Here is a 14,937-nt window from a genome sequence, read left to right as displayed (position 1 = left end):
TTTTTTCACCTTTCTAAATATTTCTTAAACACATCATAAACATAATCCAAATGTCCCTTTTCCAGTGCAGGATAAACACCAATCCAAAATGTGTTGTTCATTACAATATCAGTATTTTTTAAATCTCCAATTTGTCTATATTTAACACGATAATCGATAAAATACGGCTGTTTTGTTAAATTTCCACCAAATAACAATCTTGTTCCAATACCATTATCATTCAGATACTGCATAAATTTGGTTCTATTTATATTACTACCTTCTTTTATAGTTAGTAAAAATCCAAACCATGATGGTTCTGAATTTTCAGTTGCCTTAGGAAGAATGAAATAATCTTCAAATTCTTTTAATTTGTTATATAAATATTCAAAATTTTCTTTTCTTTTTTTAGTGAATGATTCTAATTTATCCATCTGTGCCACACCAATTGATGCCTGCAAATCAGTCATTTTTAAATTATATCCTATTTCGGAATAAATATATTTATGGTCATAACCATAAGGTAATTTTCCTAACTGCCAATTAAATCTTCTTCCACAAGTATTATCCTTTCCTGTTGGACACCAACAATCCCTTCCCCAATCTCTTATTGAACGGGATATTTGATACAGTTGTGGGTCGTTTGTCAAAACTGCCCCCCCTTCTGCTGTTGTGATATGGTGTGCAGGGTAAAAACTCAATGTTGCTAAATCCCCAAATGTTCCAGTATATTTTCCATCATATTTTGAACCGAGAGCATCGCAGTTATCTTCAATAAGCCATAAATTATGGTCTTCACAAATTTCTTTAATTGCCTTAATATTAAATGGATTCCCTAAAGTATGTGCCATAAATATGGCCTTTGTTTTTGAAGATACTGCCTCTTTTATTTCCTCTACTTTTGCATCATAAGTCCCTAACTCAACATCTACAAAAACAGGAGTTGCACCAATTTCGATAATTGGATTAACAGTTGTTGGGAATCCGGCTGCTACTGTAATTATTTCATCGCCAGGTTTAATTTGCTTATCCCCTAATTTTATAGATGTTAATGTTTTAAGTGCAATAAGATTTGCAGATGAGCCTGAATTTACTGTTAGAGCATAATCTATATTTAAGAAATTTTTTAATTTTTCTTCAAATAATGAGTTCCACTTACCTTCTGTCCACCAACCTTCTAATGAAGCTTCAACTAAATTTTGCAACTCTTTTTCATCATAAACTTTCCCGGAGACTGGGACTTTATTATCAGGTAATTTTTCATAGGATTTAACGTAATATTCCTTTACCAATTCTAAAATTTTATTTTTAATTTCATCAGACATTTTTCCACCTATCAAAAAACGAATTTATTTGATTATTTGTAAATGATGATATGTCTTCATTATCGTAATATTTCCTATACCATTCAAAAGTCCAATTCAATGTTTCATCAATATTCAATACAGGTTTCCATTTTAAATAAGTTTTAGCCTTTGTGGCATCTAACTTTAAAATTTTCATTTCATGCTTGCTATCATCCCGTTTTACAGTATATTTTCCTGTTCCAAGTATCTCGATTCCCTTTTTCACCAATTTCTCAACATTTATAAAGTTTTCTTCATTTGGTGCAAAATTCCACGCACCGACGAATTCTTTTTTTCCATTGTAGAGATGCTGTGCCAATAATAAATAACCCAGTAAAGGTTCTAACACATGCTGCCAAGGTCTTATACTTTCAGGACTTCTTATGATTATTTGTTCGTCTTTCTCAAATATTGCTCTAATAATATCTGGAATCAATCTATCTTTTGACCAATCTCCTCCCCCTATTACATTCCCTGCCCTTACAGATGCTATTAATGTGTTGTGTCTATCTCCATAATCTTTTGTATTAAAAAATGCTCTTATATATGACCTAACCACCAATTCAGCACATGCCTTTGATGTACTGTATGGATCATACCCTCCAAGTTCATCATTCTCCCTATATGCCCAAATCCATTCCTTGTTTTCATAAACTTTGTCTGTGGTTATTATTACCGCTGATTTAACACATTTAGTCTCTTTTATAGCTTGAAGGATATTTGCAGTTCCAATCACATTTGTTTCATAGGTAAATAGTGGATCATCATAACTATCTCTAACTAATGGTTGGGCAGCAAGATGAAAAACAATTTCCGGTTTTTCTTTTTCAATGATTTCTTTAATTTTGCTATAGTCCCTAACATCTTCAAAATAATTTTTTATTTTCTTTTCCAAATTTAAAATATTGAATAAATTTGGGTCGGTGTTTGGTTTCAAGGAGTACCCTATAACATCTGCCCCAGAATTCAATAAAACCTGTGTTAGCCAACTACCTTTAAACCCTGTATGTCCTGTAATGAGAATTTTTTTTCCTTTGAAAAATTTGCACAAAGAATCATTTGCATTATTATTCATCATTCTTCACCAGATGTTTTTGATAGTAAGATATTGTTTTTCTTAAACCTTCATCCAATGAAAACTTAGGAAACCATCCCAAATTCCTTAAAAATTCAGGATTTGCGTCAGAGTTCATAATTTCATTTTTTCTATATGGAATTGCTCCAAAATTCAATTTTATATTTGAATTACATAAATTTTTTATCAGCATAACTAAATCTTTTATTTTAACTGGGTTACCAGTCCCTACTTCAATATCATAAAACTTTTTATCAAAACTATTTATTTTGGACAGAATAGTTGCATATGCGTTAGCTACATCCTCAACATATATAAAATCCCTTTTCTGTTCCCCTTTTGTTAGGTTGATTTCTTTCTCATTTTTTAACATCTTTTCAATTATATATGGGATAAATTTTGTATTATCGTCTTTTGGACCATACATGTGTTCTAACTTCATATTTATAAATCTTAATTTACATTCATCACTTATTCTTTTCCCATATTCTAAAAATTGCTTTTTTGATAACACATAGTAATTTAAGTTTTTAGGTAAAATTGTGTCAGTATTAAAAAATGTGTCAGTATTAAAAAATGTGCATAATTCTAATAGTTTTAATGGAAGCATTAGATTAGTTTCTACAATTTCACTAATTTTTTCGTTTTTTCTACCATAGGATGTGGCAGTATGTATTACCATATCTATTTCATTTTCTGCAAAAGGTGTTTTTAATTCAACTTTATCAATATCGTAATACTTAACATCCCCTAAGAGATGTCTAATTCTTGATATATTGGAAAAACTACGCTTTAAAATGATAACATTATTCCCTTCTTTTACCAACATTTCCAATAAATGACTTCCCAAGAACCCAGTGGCCCCTGTTAATAATATTGTTTTAGACAATATTACTCACCCCATATTTTCCATGGTGCATTACCTGAATTCCACATTTCTTCCAATTCCATCTTATCTTTTAATTTATCCATAGGTTTCCAGAAACCATTATGGAAATACGCCATTAACTCCCCATCTTTTGATAATTTTTCCAGCGGTTCCCTTTCCCATATTGTAGTGTCATCTTTTATGTAGTTAATTACTTCTGGTTCCAATACAAAAAAACCGCCATTTATCCAGCTGTCTTTATTATCCATTTTTTCAGCAAAACTTGTAACTTTATTATCCTCTAATCTTAATGCCCCAAACCTTCCTTCGGGCTGTGTTGCAGTAACTGTTGCCAATTTACCATGGTTTCTGTGAAATTCAACAAGTTCTTTTATGTTAATATTTCCCACTCCATCACCATAAGTTAGCATGAATGTTTCATCATCCAAGTATTTGGCAACTCTCTTAATTCTACCTCCCGTCATTGTATTAAGTCCTGTATCTACGAGAGTAACCTTCCATGGTTCAGAATAGTTGTTGTGTATTTCCATAGTGTTATTCTTAATGTCTATTGTTACATCACTGTTGTGTAAAAAATAATTGGCAAAATATTCCTTTATTACATATCCTTTATATCCGAGACATATCACAAAGTCATTATATCCATAAGTAGAATATATTTTCATAATATGCCATAAAATTGGTTTTCCCCCAATTTCCACCATTGGTTTTGGTATCTTGTGAGTTTCTTCTGACAATCTTGTTCCAAATCCTCCTGCTAAAATTACTACTTTCATGATTTCACCATTACGCCTAATTTAAAGTAAATGTTATAAAAAATTCCATCATATTGTTAATCATACGGAGTATTATATCTAATTATGTATATACGACAGTTATCATATTTAAATTTATTCAATTTTCAAAATGAAAGGAAATGTATCTTTAAAAATATATAGACACTTATAGGAGCTCCCATAATAAAAAATTAAAAATTTCATAATGTTAGAGCTCACCTATTATATAAACTAAATGAAAATCATCGGAGCTCCTATAAACAAAAATTAAACTATCTCTTTAATAGCATTCCATACCAAATATGACTGCGGTTTTAATATCCCTTTTTGTGGATTAAGGAATAAAATATTTTCTTTGATTAAGTAAATATATACAGGCGTGCTAATAGCCTTTTTATCAATCTCATATTTAGTTTTAAATAATTTTAGTGCATTAACAACATCTTCTTTCTTAATTTCAATAATTTCATTTTCAATGGATATTTTTGGTGTTATATAATCTAATTTATTTAGAAGCATGTCTAATTTTTGAATACTATCATTTAACATTTCATTTAAAATATCTTCTAATTTCCTATATTTCATTTCATTAATTGTATAGATTATATCAATGGGTTTTCCACCAACATAGGAATAAATTAACTCTTTCTGTTCTTTTGATAATTCTGATTTTAATAATTCTTTTGCCAAAAAGTCCATAAATTTTAAAGATGTTTCTTTATCAAAATCTTCTATTAATATATATTTTGCCCTTCCTTCGAGCTCACCAGTATTATAAACATACTCAATAAATAAACTATCAGAACTTAAACAAAATACATGACATAAGTGTTGAACCTTAGTTAATGCCACTAAGAATTGGAATAAACTCCACAATAGTAATCTATTTCCATTTAATGTTAATTCTTTAATCATTTGGAGATTCTTTGGAGCGGAGCGACAAAGATTTTGGAAAACGAAGTTTTCCAAGACATCGAATATCAATATTGGTATTTTCCCTTTTTCATTTAATTTAGCAAATAAATACTCCATATATTGATAAACATCGCCAGATTTATCTTTTTTAGCAAAAATCTTATCAAAAAGTGATTTTGGAATTCTTATGGGAGCTCCCAAATAATACTTGCTTAACTCCTCAGACCCATTAACCAATAAATCAGCCAATGATTTGGCATACTCTCTAAAATCATCCACTTTTGATTTTTCATCCACTTCAAATAAACATTCAATAAAGTTATCCACATTTAATACATTCCTTGTTCTAAAATCTATAAAAAATGGTATATATTTTGATTTATCCAACTTATTTGTTATAATTTCTCTAATTAAAGTAGATTTTCCACTATTTATAGAACCGTAGATGAAATATATTAAGTTAGGTTCTCCCTCTAAAATTGATAGTATTTCTTTAATTTCACTTTCTCTAATTAAAAGAGCTCACCCTTCTCATCCAACTCCTTTAAAGTATGCCATTGTTTATCCTTATCGGACAGTATTGGTTCATCAATAAGCCAGTCAATACCAATATCTTCATCATTCCAAATTACTCCGCATTCACATTCAGGAGCATATTTATTATCCACCTTATATACTACCTCTGCCTCATCACTTAAAACGCAAAAACCATGGGCAAATCCCCTTGGAATATACAATTGATGTTTATTATACTCTGACAGCACAACCCCTACCCACTGCCCAAATGTTGGAGAGCTCCCCCTTAAATCCACAGCAACATCAAAAATAACTCCTTTAATACACCTAACTATTTTAGCTTGTGCATAAGGTTCTTTTTGAAAATGTAATCCTCTTAACACACCATGACAAGATTTAGAATGATTGTCCTGAACAAATTCTCCTTTAATGCCTGCATTTTCAAAATCTTCTTTTTCATATGTTTCTAAAAAAAATCCTCTTTCGTCTCCAAAAATTTTTGGTTTTATTAATATCACTTCTGAAATTTTGGTTTTCATAAATTCAAATGGCATAGTATCACACACCTTTCTTTTATTTATAGTAAATCTTCGAAATATTTCCCTAAATCGCCTATTATATGTAAATATTTATCCAGTACTAAAAAACGAAGAAATTTATTTACAAAATCTTCGATTTTGTACAAAATCTCGAAGAGATTTTATTTAATGATTTGGGACGGATATGGACAGTTATTGAAGATTAACTATATTTTTATTAATTATTCTTAAATCATTATTAATATACTATATTCTATATTATAATATAAATAAACTCCACTTCCAAAAAGGAAGTATTTCAACAGTATATTCTTTATCGCCCACAGTTATATTTTTAAAACCTTCATCATTATGTGTAATGACTTTTAATTTGACATTTTCCAACCCTAAATCATTAATTGCCTTTTTAAATGCTCCAAACTCTCTATCATTATTTATTTCATTTAATTCATAACAAACTTGAAGGAGCTCCCTTTCATCACCATTTAATATTAAAAAATCAACTTCATAGTTTCTACCTTTGCAATAAAATATATTTTCATTTTCAATAAATCCATTTTTTCTTAACTCCAAGAAAACCATATTTTCTAAAATTTTACCTTTATTTTTACCGCCAACATTTAATGAAAAATTCCATATTCCATCAATTATATATAATTTTGAATTTGAAGTTGTTCTTGTTTTGTAGGAAAAATTTTCCAATGAAAATATTAAATATGCATCTTCAAAATAAGATAAATATGTGTAAATGCTTTCCCTACTAATTTTGGTGTTGTATTCTTTTAAAAAATTTGTAATTTTTTTAACAGATATTTCATTTGAATAGAGATTTATTAAAATATTTCTTAAAACCCTTACTTCTTTTATATTTCTTATATTATATCTTTCGACAATATCTCTATAAAATATCCCATCTAAATATTCTTTAAGAATTTCCTTTTTTAAGCCATCGTCATCTAAAAAAGTTAATTCTGGAAAACCTCCAAATTCAAAAAAATTATTTTGATAAGATAGTAGTTCTGATTTTTCCGCAGTAGATAGGTATGGTTTATAATAGACATTGTTGAATTTTAAAAATTCTTTGAAATTTAATGGAAGTATCTCCCTACTTAAACTTCTACCTCTTAAAGATGTTGCAATCTCTTTTGATAATAATTTAGAAGAAGAGCCCGTAATAAAAACATTGTATCCCTCATCATTCAATCTTCTTATAAATTTCTCCCAGTTGTTAATATTTTGAATCTCATCAAAAAATAAATTCTTTGTATCTTTTATAGATAGTGCTATTTTTAAGAAATCATTTAATTCATCTACTGTAATATTTATTAATCTTTCATCTTCAAAATTTATGTATATAAAATCGTTGTTATAATTGCTGTTTATCATCTGAAATAAGAAGTATGTCTTTCCACTTCTTCTTACTCCATAAATTGCTTTTATTTTATTTGATAGTAATGGTATATTTATATCCCTATTGATTATTTTGGTATTTTTAGCTTTTTCCAAATTATCTAATATTACTTCTTCAAATATTATTTTTTTGTCTATCATATTTGACACCCTATCGTTATTATGTCAAATATGTTGGACATGTTATATAATAGTTGTGATTTAGTGGTGGAGCTCCGATATAAATTTATAGGAGCTCCCTTTAATTTCCTTTAAACATTCATCAACAGTTTTCAATTTTATTTTTAATTTTCGTTCGATTTTACCATTATTTAAAGTCGTATCTTTTGGTCTATTTGCTTTCCAATTCATTTCAGAGCTTTCAACAGGATTTATTGGGGTTTTATCCATTTCAAATATTTCGGCAACCTTTAAGGCAAATTCATATCTGCTTACTTTTTCGCCACCTCCAAAATGAAACAACCCAGAAGCATCTTTTTTATGAATTATCACAATACCATCAACCAATTCATTTATGAATGTTGGGGTATTCCACTGGTCAATCAAAATATTCATATCCTCTCCTTTTTTAAGCATGTCCAATACCCACATAAAAAAATTGACTTTAACAGGACTTATGCAGTAAGGAACTGAAATTCTAACAATCGAGGTTAAATCATGATTTAATTCATTTAAAATCTTTTCCCCCTCAGCTTTTGTATATCCATAATAGTTTATTGGATTTATTTCATCATTTTCCACATAATTACCATCTTCCCCATCAAAAACATAGTCAGTGGATATATGGCACAATGGAATATTTAATTTTTTACAGGGAGCTCCCACATATCCAACAGAAAGAGCGTTGGTTTTATATGCCTGCTCCTTCTCAGTTTCGCATAAATCCACATTGGTAAATGCCGCCGTATTTACAACAAAATCAGGATTTATATTTTCAATGGTTTTTTTTATTTTATTTTCGTCGGTAATATCTACAAAATGATTAGTTATATTATCATTATTTTTAAAAAAACCTTTATCACTACGATTTATAATATGTGTATCATATCCCAATTCATTATATTTTTTAGTGATTTCATATCCAATCATTCCCAAACCAATAATTGCTATTTTTTCCATAATTCCACCAAATTAAATAATTTTGGGTAAAAATTAATTATTCCCAAAACCATTTATTTTCCAAATACCATTTTACAGTATATTTTAATGCATCTTCAAATTCCCATTTAGGTTCCCATCCAAGAGCTTTTGTTTTATTTGTATCTATCGAATATCTTCTATCATGCCCCAATCTATCTTTCACAAATGTTATTAATTCTTCTGGCTTATTTAATTCTTTTAATATTAATTTGGTGATTTCAAGATTTGTTTTTTCGTTGCCCCCTCCTATATTATATACCTCTCCAATTTCCCCCTTGTGGAACACCACATCAACACCACTACAATTATCCTCTACAAAAATCCAATCCCTAACATTTAATCCATCTCCATATATTGGAAGGGGATTATTGTATATCGCATTTTTTATTAAAACTGGTATAAGTTTTTCAGGATATTGATATGGTCCAAAATTATTGCTTGAACGAGTAATTAATGTATTTAATCCATAGGTTGTATGATATGCACTAACTAATAAATCACTACCTGCTTTTGAAGCAGAATATGGTGATGCAGGATCTAATCTATCGGTTTCTTTAAAGGAACCTCTTTCAATACTTCCATAAGTTTCATCTGTGGAAATATGTAAAAATTTATCAATATCATTTTTTCTAGCACATTCTAATAGATTATATGTTCCAAATACATTGGTTTTAACAAAATTTTCTGGATTTTCAATAGAATTATCAACATGAGATTCAGCTGCAAAATGTATAACTGCATCGGCATCTTTTAATGAGTTTTCTACGGCCTCTTTGTTGGTGATATCTCCTTTAATAAATTCTATTTTATCCGAAATATCTTTTAAATTATCCAAGCTTCCAGCATAGGATAAATTATCTAAAACTTTAATTTCATAATCGGGATATTTATTTACCATCATTCTAACAAAATTGCAGCCAATAAATCCTGCTCCCCCAGTAATTACTATTTTCATTATTTCACCAAATAAATTATAAAATAAAATATAAATTATACAAATATTATTTCTCATTAACAAGTTTTTCTAAATATTTCCCATATTCTGTTTTCATCAACGGTTCGGCTAAGTTCAAAAGTTCTTTGTCTGTTATCCATCCATTATGATATGCTATTTCCTCTAAACATCCAACCATTAATCCCATTCTTTTTTCAACAGCAGATATAAAATTACTTGCCTCTAAAAAACTGTCATGAGTTCCAGCATCAAACCATGCCGTTCCTCTTGGCAATAATTTTACGCTTAATTTTTTATTTTTTAAATATTCATTATTTACATCAGTTATTTCCAATTCTCCTCTATTAGATGGTTTTATGGTTTTAGCAATATCAATAACTTTGTTGTCATAATAATAAAGACCTATAACAGCATAATTTGATGGAGCATTTTTTGGTTTTTCTATAATTTCTTCAATTTCCCCTTGCTCATCAAATTTAATTACTCCATATCGTTCTGGGTCTTTTACATATTGCCCAAATACAATACTACCCCCATTTTTTGAAATTTCTTCTTTCGCATCAATTAAAAATCCAGTTAATCCACTACCATATAGCATATTATCTCCAAGTATCAAACATACGGTATCCTCCCCAATAAAGTCCTCTCCGATAATAAACGCATCTGCAAGTCCTTTTGGTTCAGACTGTTCTTTATATTGTATATTTATTCCGTAGTGCGCCCCATTGCCCAATAATTTTTTATATTGTGATATGTCATTGGGCGTTGTAATTATTAAAATATCTTTAATTTTAGATAGCATTAAAATTGACAGTGAATAATATATCATTGGTTTATTATATAGTGGCATTAAATGTTTATTTCCTGCATATGTAATGGGATATAACCTAGTCCCAGAACCTCCTGCTAAAACTATACCTTTCATTTTGCACCTCGTAGAAATTTATTCCTCTTTTTTGGGAATTTTATATTATCGATATTTTTTTATATTATTTATTTTTCGTCCATTCAACAGTTCTTTTTATGCCTTCTTTTAAATCAACAATAGGTTTCCAACCTAATTTTTTAGCCTTATTTATCTCCAATGAAATTCTATAAACCTCTCCTTCTCTTGGTTTATCATATATTGGTTTATCATTATAATTTAATTCATTTGCAATTACTGAATATAATTCATTTACAGAGGTTTCTATTCCTGTTCCAATATTTACAATTTCATTTTTCCAATCCAAGGCCTTTAAATTTGCCTCTGCCACATCACCAACATAAACAAAATCTCTTGTCTGGCCACCATCTCCAAATATTGTGGCTTTTTCGTTTTTAACCATTTTATCGATAAATATAGAGATTACTCCGGCTTCACCCAATGGGTCTTGCCGTTCCCCAAATACATTTGAATATCGCAAAATAGTATAATCAATGCCATACAATCTATTGTATAATTTTATATATTCTTCCCCACAAAATTTACTTACTCCATAAGGACTCATTGGAGCTCCGACATGATTTTCATCAACGGGCATATATTCTGGTTCCCCATAAACAGCCCCTCCCGAAGATGCAAATATTATTTTTTTAACCCCATATTTTTTTATCTTCTCTAAAATATTTATTAATCCTAAAATATTTATATCTCCATCTAAAACAGGATTTTCAACAGAGGTTCTAACATTTATTTGTGCAGCATGATGTATTACCACATCAATATCTTCAAAATTTAAATCATTATCTCGTATGCTTTTATTTATAAATTCAATATTATCATTATTTCGTTTAATATTATCTAAATTGCCCGTGGTTAAATTGTCTAAAACTACAACCTCGTGGTTATTTTCTAAAAATTTATCTACTATATGACTTCCAATAAATCCTGCTCCACCAGTTATGAGAACTTTCAATATTTCACCTTTTTTAAAAATAATTATATTATTTGTTATGGCATCACGGGAGCTCCCATAACACTGCCCAAATGAATATTATTTATTAACAACTTCTTTTAAATAATCCTTAAAATTGGGAATTTTTTCCATGGCAATTTCAACATTTGCCTTTAACCATCCCTCAATATCTCCTATATCATATCGGGTGCAATCCACCTCAACACCCATTATTTTTTCCTCTTTTAATAATGATTTCATTGCATCGGTTAATTGGAGCTCCCCTCCAGCACCAATTTCAATGGTTTCCAAATGGTCAAATATTTTTGGCGATAATAAATATGCCCCCGTGATTATTAAATTTGAGGGAGCTCCCTCAACAGATGGTTTTTCAACTAAATCATCTAATTCAAATATTCCCTCCTCAATTTCTTTTCCAGAAATTACCCCATATTTATAAACTAATTCTTTTGGCACTCTTTCAAGAACAATTACGGAACATCTGTATTTTTCATACACTTCAAGCATTTTTTGAACTACATTGCCAGTATATATTGTATCTCCAACAAGTGCTAAAAAATATTCTTTTCCGACAAATTCTTTTCCGCAGTATATGGCATCCCCCAGTCCTTTTTGTTGTTTTTGTCTGGTATAAAATATATTTGCCAAATTATCTATTTTACCAATAATATTTAATAATTCTGTTTTCCCGCCTTCTTTTAATTTATTTTCAAGCCCATAATTTCTATCAAAATGATTTTCTATTGCACTTTTTCCCTTTCCTGTAACTATTAATATATTATCAACGCTTGCATCAGCCAAATCTTCAATTACATATTGAATTATGGGTTTATCCACTACTGATAACATCTCTTTTGGTTTTGCCTTTGTTAGGGGCAATAATCTTGTTCCAAATCCCGCCGCCGGTATAACTGCTTTTTTTATCATTTTTTCCATCCTATCACCAAAAGAATAACAATGATCCATATATTATTTATTTAATCAAATATTAATTACATATATTATTATAAAAGTAATATTATATATTATTATTTATAAACACAAATAATTAACTTATCAAGGTATTTAGTGGAATTATGCAGCAAAATAAAAAATTAGGACAATGTTTTTTAAAAGATAAAAATATAGTGAAAAAGGCAATTAATGCAGCCAATATAAATAAAAATGATATAGTTTTAGAAATTGGATTGGGAAAAGGAATATTAACAAAAGAATTGGCTAAACAATGTAAAAAAGTAATAGTTATCGAATTAGATAAAAAATTAGAAATATTTTGGGAAGATATAATTAAAGAATATCCCAATGTTGAAATAATTTGGAATGACGCTTTAAAAGTTAATTTAAAGGAATTGGGCTTTAATAAAGTTGTGGCAAATTTACCATATCAAATATCTTCCCCAATTACATTTAAATTGTTAGATTGTGATTTTGAAGTTGCTGTTTTGATGTATCAATATGAATTTGCTAAAAGAATGGGAGCTCCCTCGGGAACAAAAGAATATAGTAGATTAAGTGTTTCCGTGCAATATAGGGCTGTCGTGGATTATGTATGTAAAGTTTCGCCTTCTGCATTTTCTCCAAAACCAAAGGTAGATTCTGCAATTGTAAAAATAACTAAAAAAAATGAACCAATACATAATATAGACAATTGGGAATTTTTTGATGGATTTAATAGGGCATTGTTTCAGCATAGAAATAAAAATACAAAAAAGGCACTTATTCATTCGGCACATGAAATTAACATGGATAGGGATAAATTAAAAGAATTATTAAATTCAAATGAAATAATGGAATTTAATGATTTATTGGGTAAAAAGGTATATACGCTATCCTTAAAAGAAATAGGTGTTTTATGTAATAATTTATATAAAATAATAAATAAATCAAAATAATACAAATTATTTTCTTCTTGCTATTTTTCTTGCTATTGCCACTTCCCCAATTTTAATTAATCCCGCGAAGAATTTTTCCAGCCCTCCGCATGCCCATATTGCCTGACCAAAGGTGGTATTTTTTAATTTTTTTTCATATTCTTCGGCCGTAATTTCTTCGTTGGTGGTTTGTTTTGTAATTATTGTTGAGGCATCCATAAGTTCCTCCCAAGTTATGCCCTTTATCTCTTTTTGGAGTGTTTTAAACAAACTATCAAGTGGTATATCATATAATTTTGCAAGAGTTTTTGTTATATCGCAGTTTCTAACCATTCCTATAACATTTCTCTCATTATTTAGCACAGGGATACTAATTACCTTATGCTTTACGATTTTTACAACGGCATCTCGTGCAGGGTCATTTTCATGCAGCGTTATTATTTTATCCAATGGGTGCATGATATCCTTTATCAAAATGGTTTTATCATCAAGTATTGCCAAATCAAGAGACATAATCCACCCAATTAACCTATCCTCATCGTCAAGAACTGCTGTGCTGAATCTTTTTCTTTTATACATTAATTCAACAGTTTTTTTTGCGGTGAAGTCAGGATAAATTTTTAAAATATTTGTGTCCATTAAATCTTTTACTTTCATAATTTTCCCCCAAATTTTATTTTTAATCATTATTCTTTATTTTTAATTTCAATTGCATGAACTGGACAGGACCCTTCACATCTTCCACAATACATACAATTTGATTTATCTATTTCTACTCCTTCGGCTATCTCCTTAATTATGTTAATCGGACATTCTTCCACACATACAAGACATTTAACGCATACATCATTATCCACACTAATTGATTTATTAAATGGGAGCTCCCCTAACTCATTATCAACAGTTATAATTTTTTTAGGGCATACGCTGGCACAGGCATTACAGCCCACACATTTATTTAAATCAATATCAAAACTTTTTCGTCTTTCCACAGTTATGGCATTTGTGGGGCAGAATTTATCGCATAATCCACAAAATATACATTTTTCAACATCAATATGATAGTTATTTAATTTTATGGTTCTATGTTCTGTATCTTGTTCCTTAATGGTATAAACTACGCTATGGTTTTCAATTTTGGCATTGGCATCCAATACTTTTATTGTATCAACTGGACAAGTCATAGCACATATTTCACATTTAACACATTTATCAGGAATAATTTCCGCAGGTTTTCTTACGGTTGGTTTTGTTATGGCATCAACTGGACATTCGATATAACATAGATTACATCTTATGCAGTCATCGGGCACTATGCATATATATTTTTCAGAGACATTTGAATTTTTTAAAATCCCTTTAAATGATTTATTGTCACCACCTACTTTTTCAGAGATGGTATCTATAATTTCATCCAGTGGTTTTTTTATAGTAATCATAATCCCACCTAAATAAACATTAATAATTTAATAAATAGAATTAATAACAGAAATTGTATATATCCAGAGGGAGCTCCAAAGCGTATATAGTCAATCTTCGGCCTTTTTCATAAATATGCTATGATTAAAAGCTAATCTATACCCCATTACCAATAATAAGCCAGATAAGGGACAGTTATTGAACTTACT

The 14,937-nt window shown here is 29.2% G+C and carries 15 protein-coding genes; 1 reads left to right on the top strand and 14 read right to left on the bottom strand.

Features of this window, described 5'->3' with window-relative positions:
• Positions 1-5 precede the first annotated feature (5 nt).
• The 12 genes from rfbH to galU form a co-directional block, all read right to left on the bottom strand.
• The gene (rfbH, locus tag MAEO_RS01930) at positions 6-1,304 is read right to left on the bottom strand and encodes a lipopolysaccharide biosynthesis protein RfbH (RefSeq protein ID WP_011973106.1); all 1,299 of its coding nucleotides are present in this window, start codon (positions 1,302-1,304) and stop codon (positions 6-8) included.
• Positions 1,297-2,400, bottom strand: coding sequence for a CDP-glucose 4,6-dehydratase (gene rfbG / locus MAEO_RS01925; protein WP_011973105.1), 1,104 nt, complete (start codon positions 2,398-2,400; stop codon positions 1,297-1,299). Before rfbG ends, rfbH begins: the two co-directional genes overlap by 8 nt.
• Positions 2,393-3,289 carry an NAD-dependent epimerase/dehydratase family protein gene (locus MAEO_RS01920; protein WP_011973104.1) on the bottom strand — a complete coding sequence of 299 codons (897 nt, stop codon included), beginning with the start codon at positions 3,287-3,289 and terminating at the stop codon, positions 2,393-2,395. Before MAEO_RS01920 ends, rfbG begins: the two co-directional genes overlap by 8 nt.
• Positions 3,290-3,291: 2 nt before the next feature.
• Positions 3,292-4,065 (bottom strand): glucose-1-phosphate cytidylyltransferase, encoded by a 774-nt coding sequence (rfbF, locus tag MAEO_RS01915; protein ID WP_011973103.1) that lies wholly within the window; start codon positions 4,063-4,065, stop codon positions 3,292-3,294.
• 267 nt (positions 4,066-4,332) lie between these two features.
• Entirely contained in the window at positions 4,333-5,493 is a 1,161-nt protein-coding gene (locus MAEO_RS01910; RefSeq protein ID WP_048062350.1) for an ATP-binding protein, read from the bottom strand.
• Positions 5,493-6,050: a dTDP-4-dehydrorhamnose 3,5-epimerase gene (gene rfbC / locus MAEO_RS01905; protein WP_011973102.1), complete on the bottom strand. Its 558-nt coding sequence runs from the start codon at positions 6,048-6,050 to the stop codon at positions 5,493-5,495. Before rfbC ends, MAEO_RS01910 begins: the two co-directional genes overlap by 1 nt.
• A 243-nt stretch (positions 6,051-6,293) precedes the next feature.
• Positions 6,294-7,586, bottom strand: coding sequence for an ATP-binding protein (locus MAEO_RS01900; protein WP_011973101.1), 1,293 nt, complete (start codon positions 7,584-7,586; stop codon positions 6,294-6,296).
• A gap of 60 nt (positions 7,587-7,646) precedes the next feature.
• Positions 7,647-8,564 carry an SDR family oxidoreductase gene (locus tag MAEO_RS01895; protein ID WP_011973100.1) on the bottom strand — a complete coding sequence of 306 codons (918 nt, stop codon included), beginning with the start codon at positions 8,562-8,564 and terminating at the stop codon, positions 7,647-7,649.
• A 37-nt stretch (positions 8,565-8,601) separates the two neighbouring features.
• A complete protein-coding gene (rfbB, locus tag MAEO_RS01890) occupies positions 8,602-9,540 on the bottom strand; it encodes a dTDP-glucose 4,6-dehydratase (protein ID WP_011973099.1) in 939 nt (312 codons plus the stop codon).
• Between the two features lie 46 nt (positions 9,541-9,586).
• Positions 9,587-10,465 (bottom strand): glucose-1-phosphate thymidylyltransferase RfbA, encoded by an 879-nt coding sequence (rfbA, locus tag MAEO_RS01885; RefSeq protein ID WP_011973098.1) that lies wholly within the window; start codon positions 10,463-10,465, stop codon positions 9,587-9,589.
• A gap of 64 nt (positions 10,466-10,529) precedes the next feature.
• Positions 10,530-11,438: an SDR family oxidoreductase gene (locus MAEO_RS01880; RefSeq protein ID WP_011973097.1), complete on the bottom strand. Its 909-nt coding sequence runs from the start codon at positions 11,436-11,438 to the stop codon at positions 10,530-10,532.
• 78 nt (positions 11,439-11,516) lie between these two features.
• Positions 11,517-12,365: a UTP--glucose-1-phosphate uridylyltransferase GalU gene (galU, locus tag MAEO_RS01875; protein WP_048062440.1), complete on the bottom strand. Its 849-nt coding sequence runs from the start codon at positions 12,363-12,365 to the stop codon at positions 11,517-11,519.
• 149 nt (positions 12,366-12,514) lie between these two features.
• On the opposite strand from galU, the gene rsmA reads away from it, so the two are divergent.
• A complete protein-coding gene (gene rsmA, locus MAEO_RS01870) occupies positions 12,515-13,330 on the top strand; it encodes a 16S rRNA (adenine(1518)-N(6)/adenine(1519)-N(6))-dimethyltransferase RsmA (protein ID WP_011973095.1) in 816 nt (271 codons plus the stop codon).
• 6 nt (positions 13,331-13,336) lie between these two features.
• Here rsmA and MAEO_RS01865 read toward each other — a convergent pair whose 3' ends face one another.
• The gene (locus tag MAEO_RS01865) at positions 13,337-13,966 is read right to left on the bottom strand and encodes a CBS domain-containing protein (RefSeq protein WP_011973094.1); all 630 of its coding nucleotides are present in this window, start codon (positions 13,964-13,966) and stop codon (positions 13,337-13,339) included.
• A gap of 29 nt (positions 13,967-13,995) precedes the next feature.
• Positions 13,996-14,748, bottom strand: coding sequence for a 4Fe-4S binding protein (locus tag MAEO_RS01860; protein WP_011973093.1), 753 nt, complete (start codon positions 14,746-14,748; stop codon positions 13,996-13,998).
• Positions 14,749-14,937 lie beyond the last annotated feature (189 nt).

The sequence above is a fragment of the Methanococcus aeolicus Nankai-3 genome (genome assembly GCF_000017185.1).
Classification (GTDB): Archaea; AGJL01; Methanococci; order Methanococcales; family Methanococcaceae; genus Methanofervidicoccus; species Methanofervidicoccus aeolicus.
The sequence above is the reverse complement of the archived record's forward strand: the minus strand, read 5'-3'. Positions and strand labels throughout refer to the sequence as shown.

What these genes read in the sequence shown, in the direction of transcription:
- rfbH (WP_011973106.1), bottom strand. Translation starts at nt 1,304, where the DNA reads ATGTCTGATGAAATTAAAAATAAAATTTTAGAATTGGTAAAGGAATAT.
- rfbG (WP_011973105.1), bottom strand. Translation starts at nt 2,400, where the DNA reads ATGAATAATAATGCAAATGATTCTTTGTGCAAATTTTTCAAAGGAAAA.
- rfbF (WP_011973103.1), bottom strand. Translation starts at nt 4,065, where the DNA reads ATGAAAGTAGTAATTTTAGCAGGAGGATTTGGAACAAGATTGTCAGAA.
- rfbC (WP_011973102.1), bottom strand. Translation starts at nt 6,050, where the DNA reads ATGCCATTTGAATTTATGAAAACCAAAATTTCAGAAGTGATATTAATA.
- MAEO_RS01900 (WP_011973101.1), bottom strand. Translation starts at nt 7,586, where the DNA reads ATGATAGACAAAAAAATAATATTTGAAGAAGTAATATTAGATAATTTG.
- MAEO_RS01895 (WP_011973100.1), bottom strand. Translation starts at nt 8,564, where the DNA reads ATGGAAAAAATAGCAATTATTGGTTTGGGAATGATTGGATATGAAATC.
- rfbB (WP_011973099.1), bottom strand. Translation starts at nt 9,540, where the DNA reads ATGAAAATAGTAATTACTGGGGGAGCAGGATTTATTGGCTGCAATTTT.
- rfbA (WP_011973098.1), bottom strand. Translation starts at nt 10,465, where the DNA reads ATGAAAGGTATAGTTTTAGCAGGAGGTTCTGGGACTAGGTTATATCCC.
- galU (WP_048062440.1), bottom strand. Translation starts at nt 12,365, where the DNA reads ATGATAAAAAAAGCAGTTATACCGGCGGCGGGATTTGGAACAAGATTA.
- rsmA (WP_011973095.1), top strand. Translation starts at nt 12,515, where the DNA reads ATGCAGCAAAATAAAAAATTAGGACAATGTTTTTTAAAAGATAAAAAT.
- MAEO_RS01865 (WP_011973094.1), bottom strand. Translation starts at nt 13,966, where the DNA reads ATGAAAGTAAAAGATTTAATGGACACAAATATTTTAAAAATTTATCCT.
- MAEO_RS01860 (WP_011973093.1), bottom strand. Translation starts at nt 14,748, where the DNA reads ATGATTACTATAAAAAAACCACTGGATGAAATTATAGATACCATCTCT.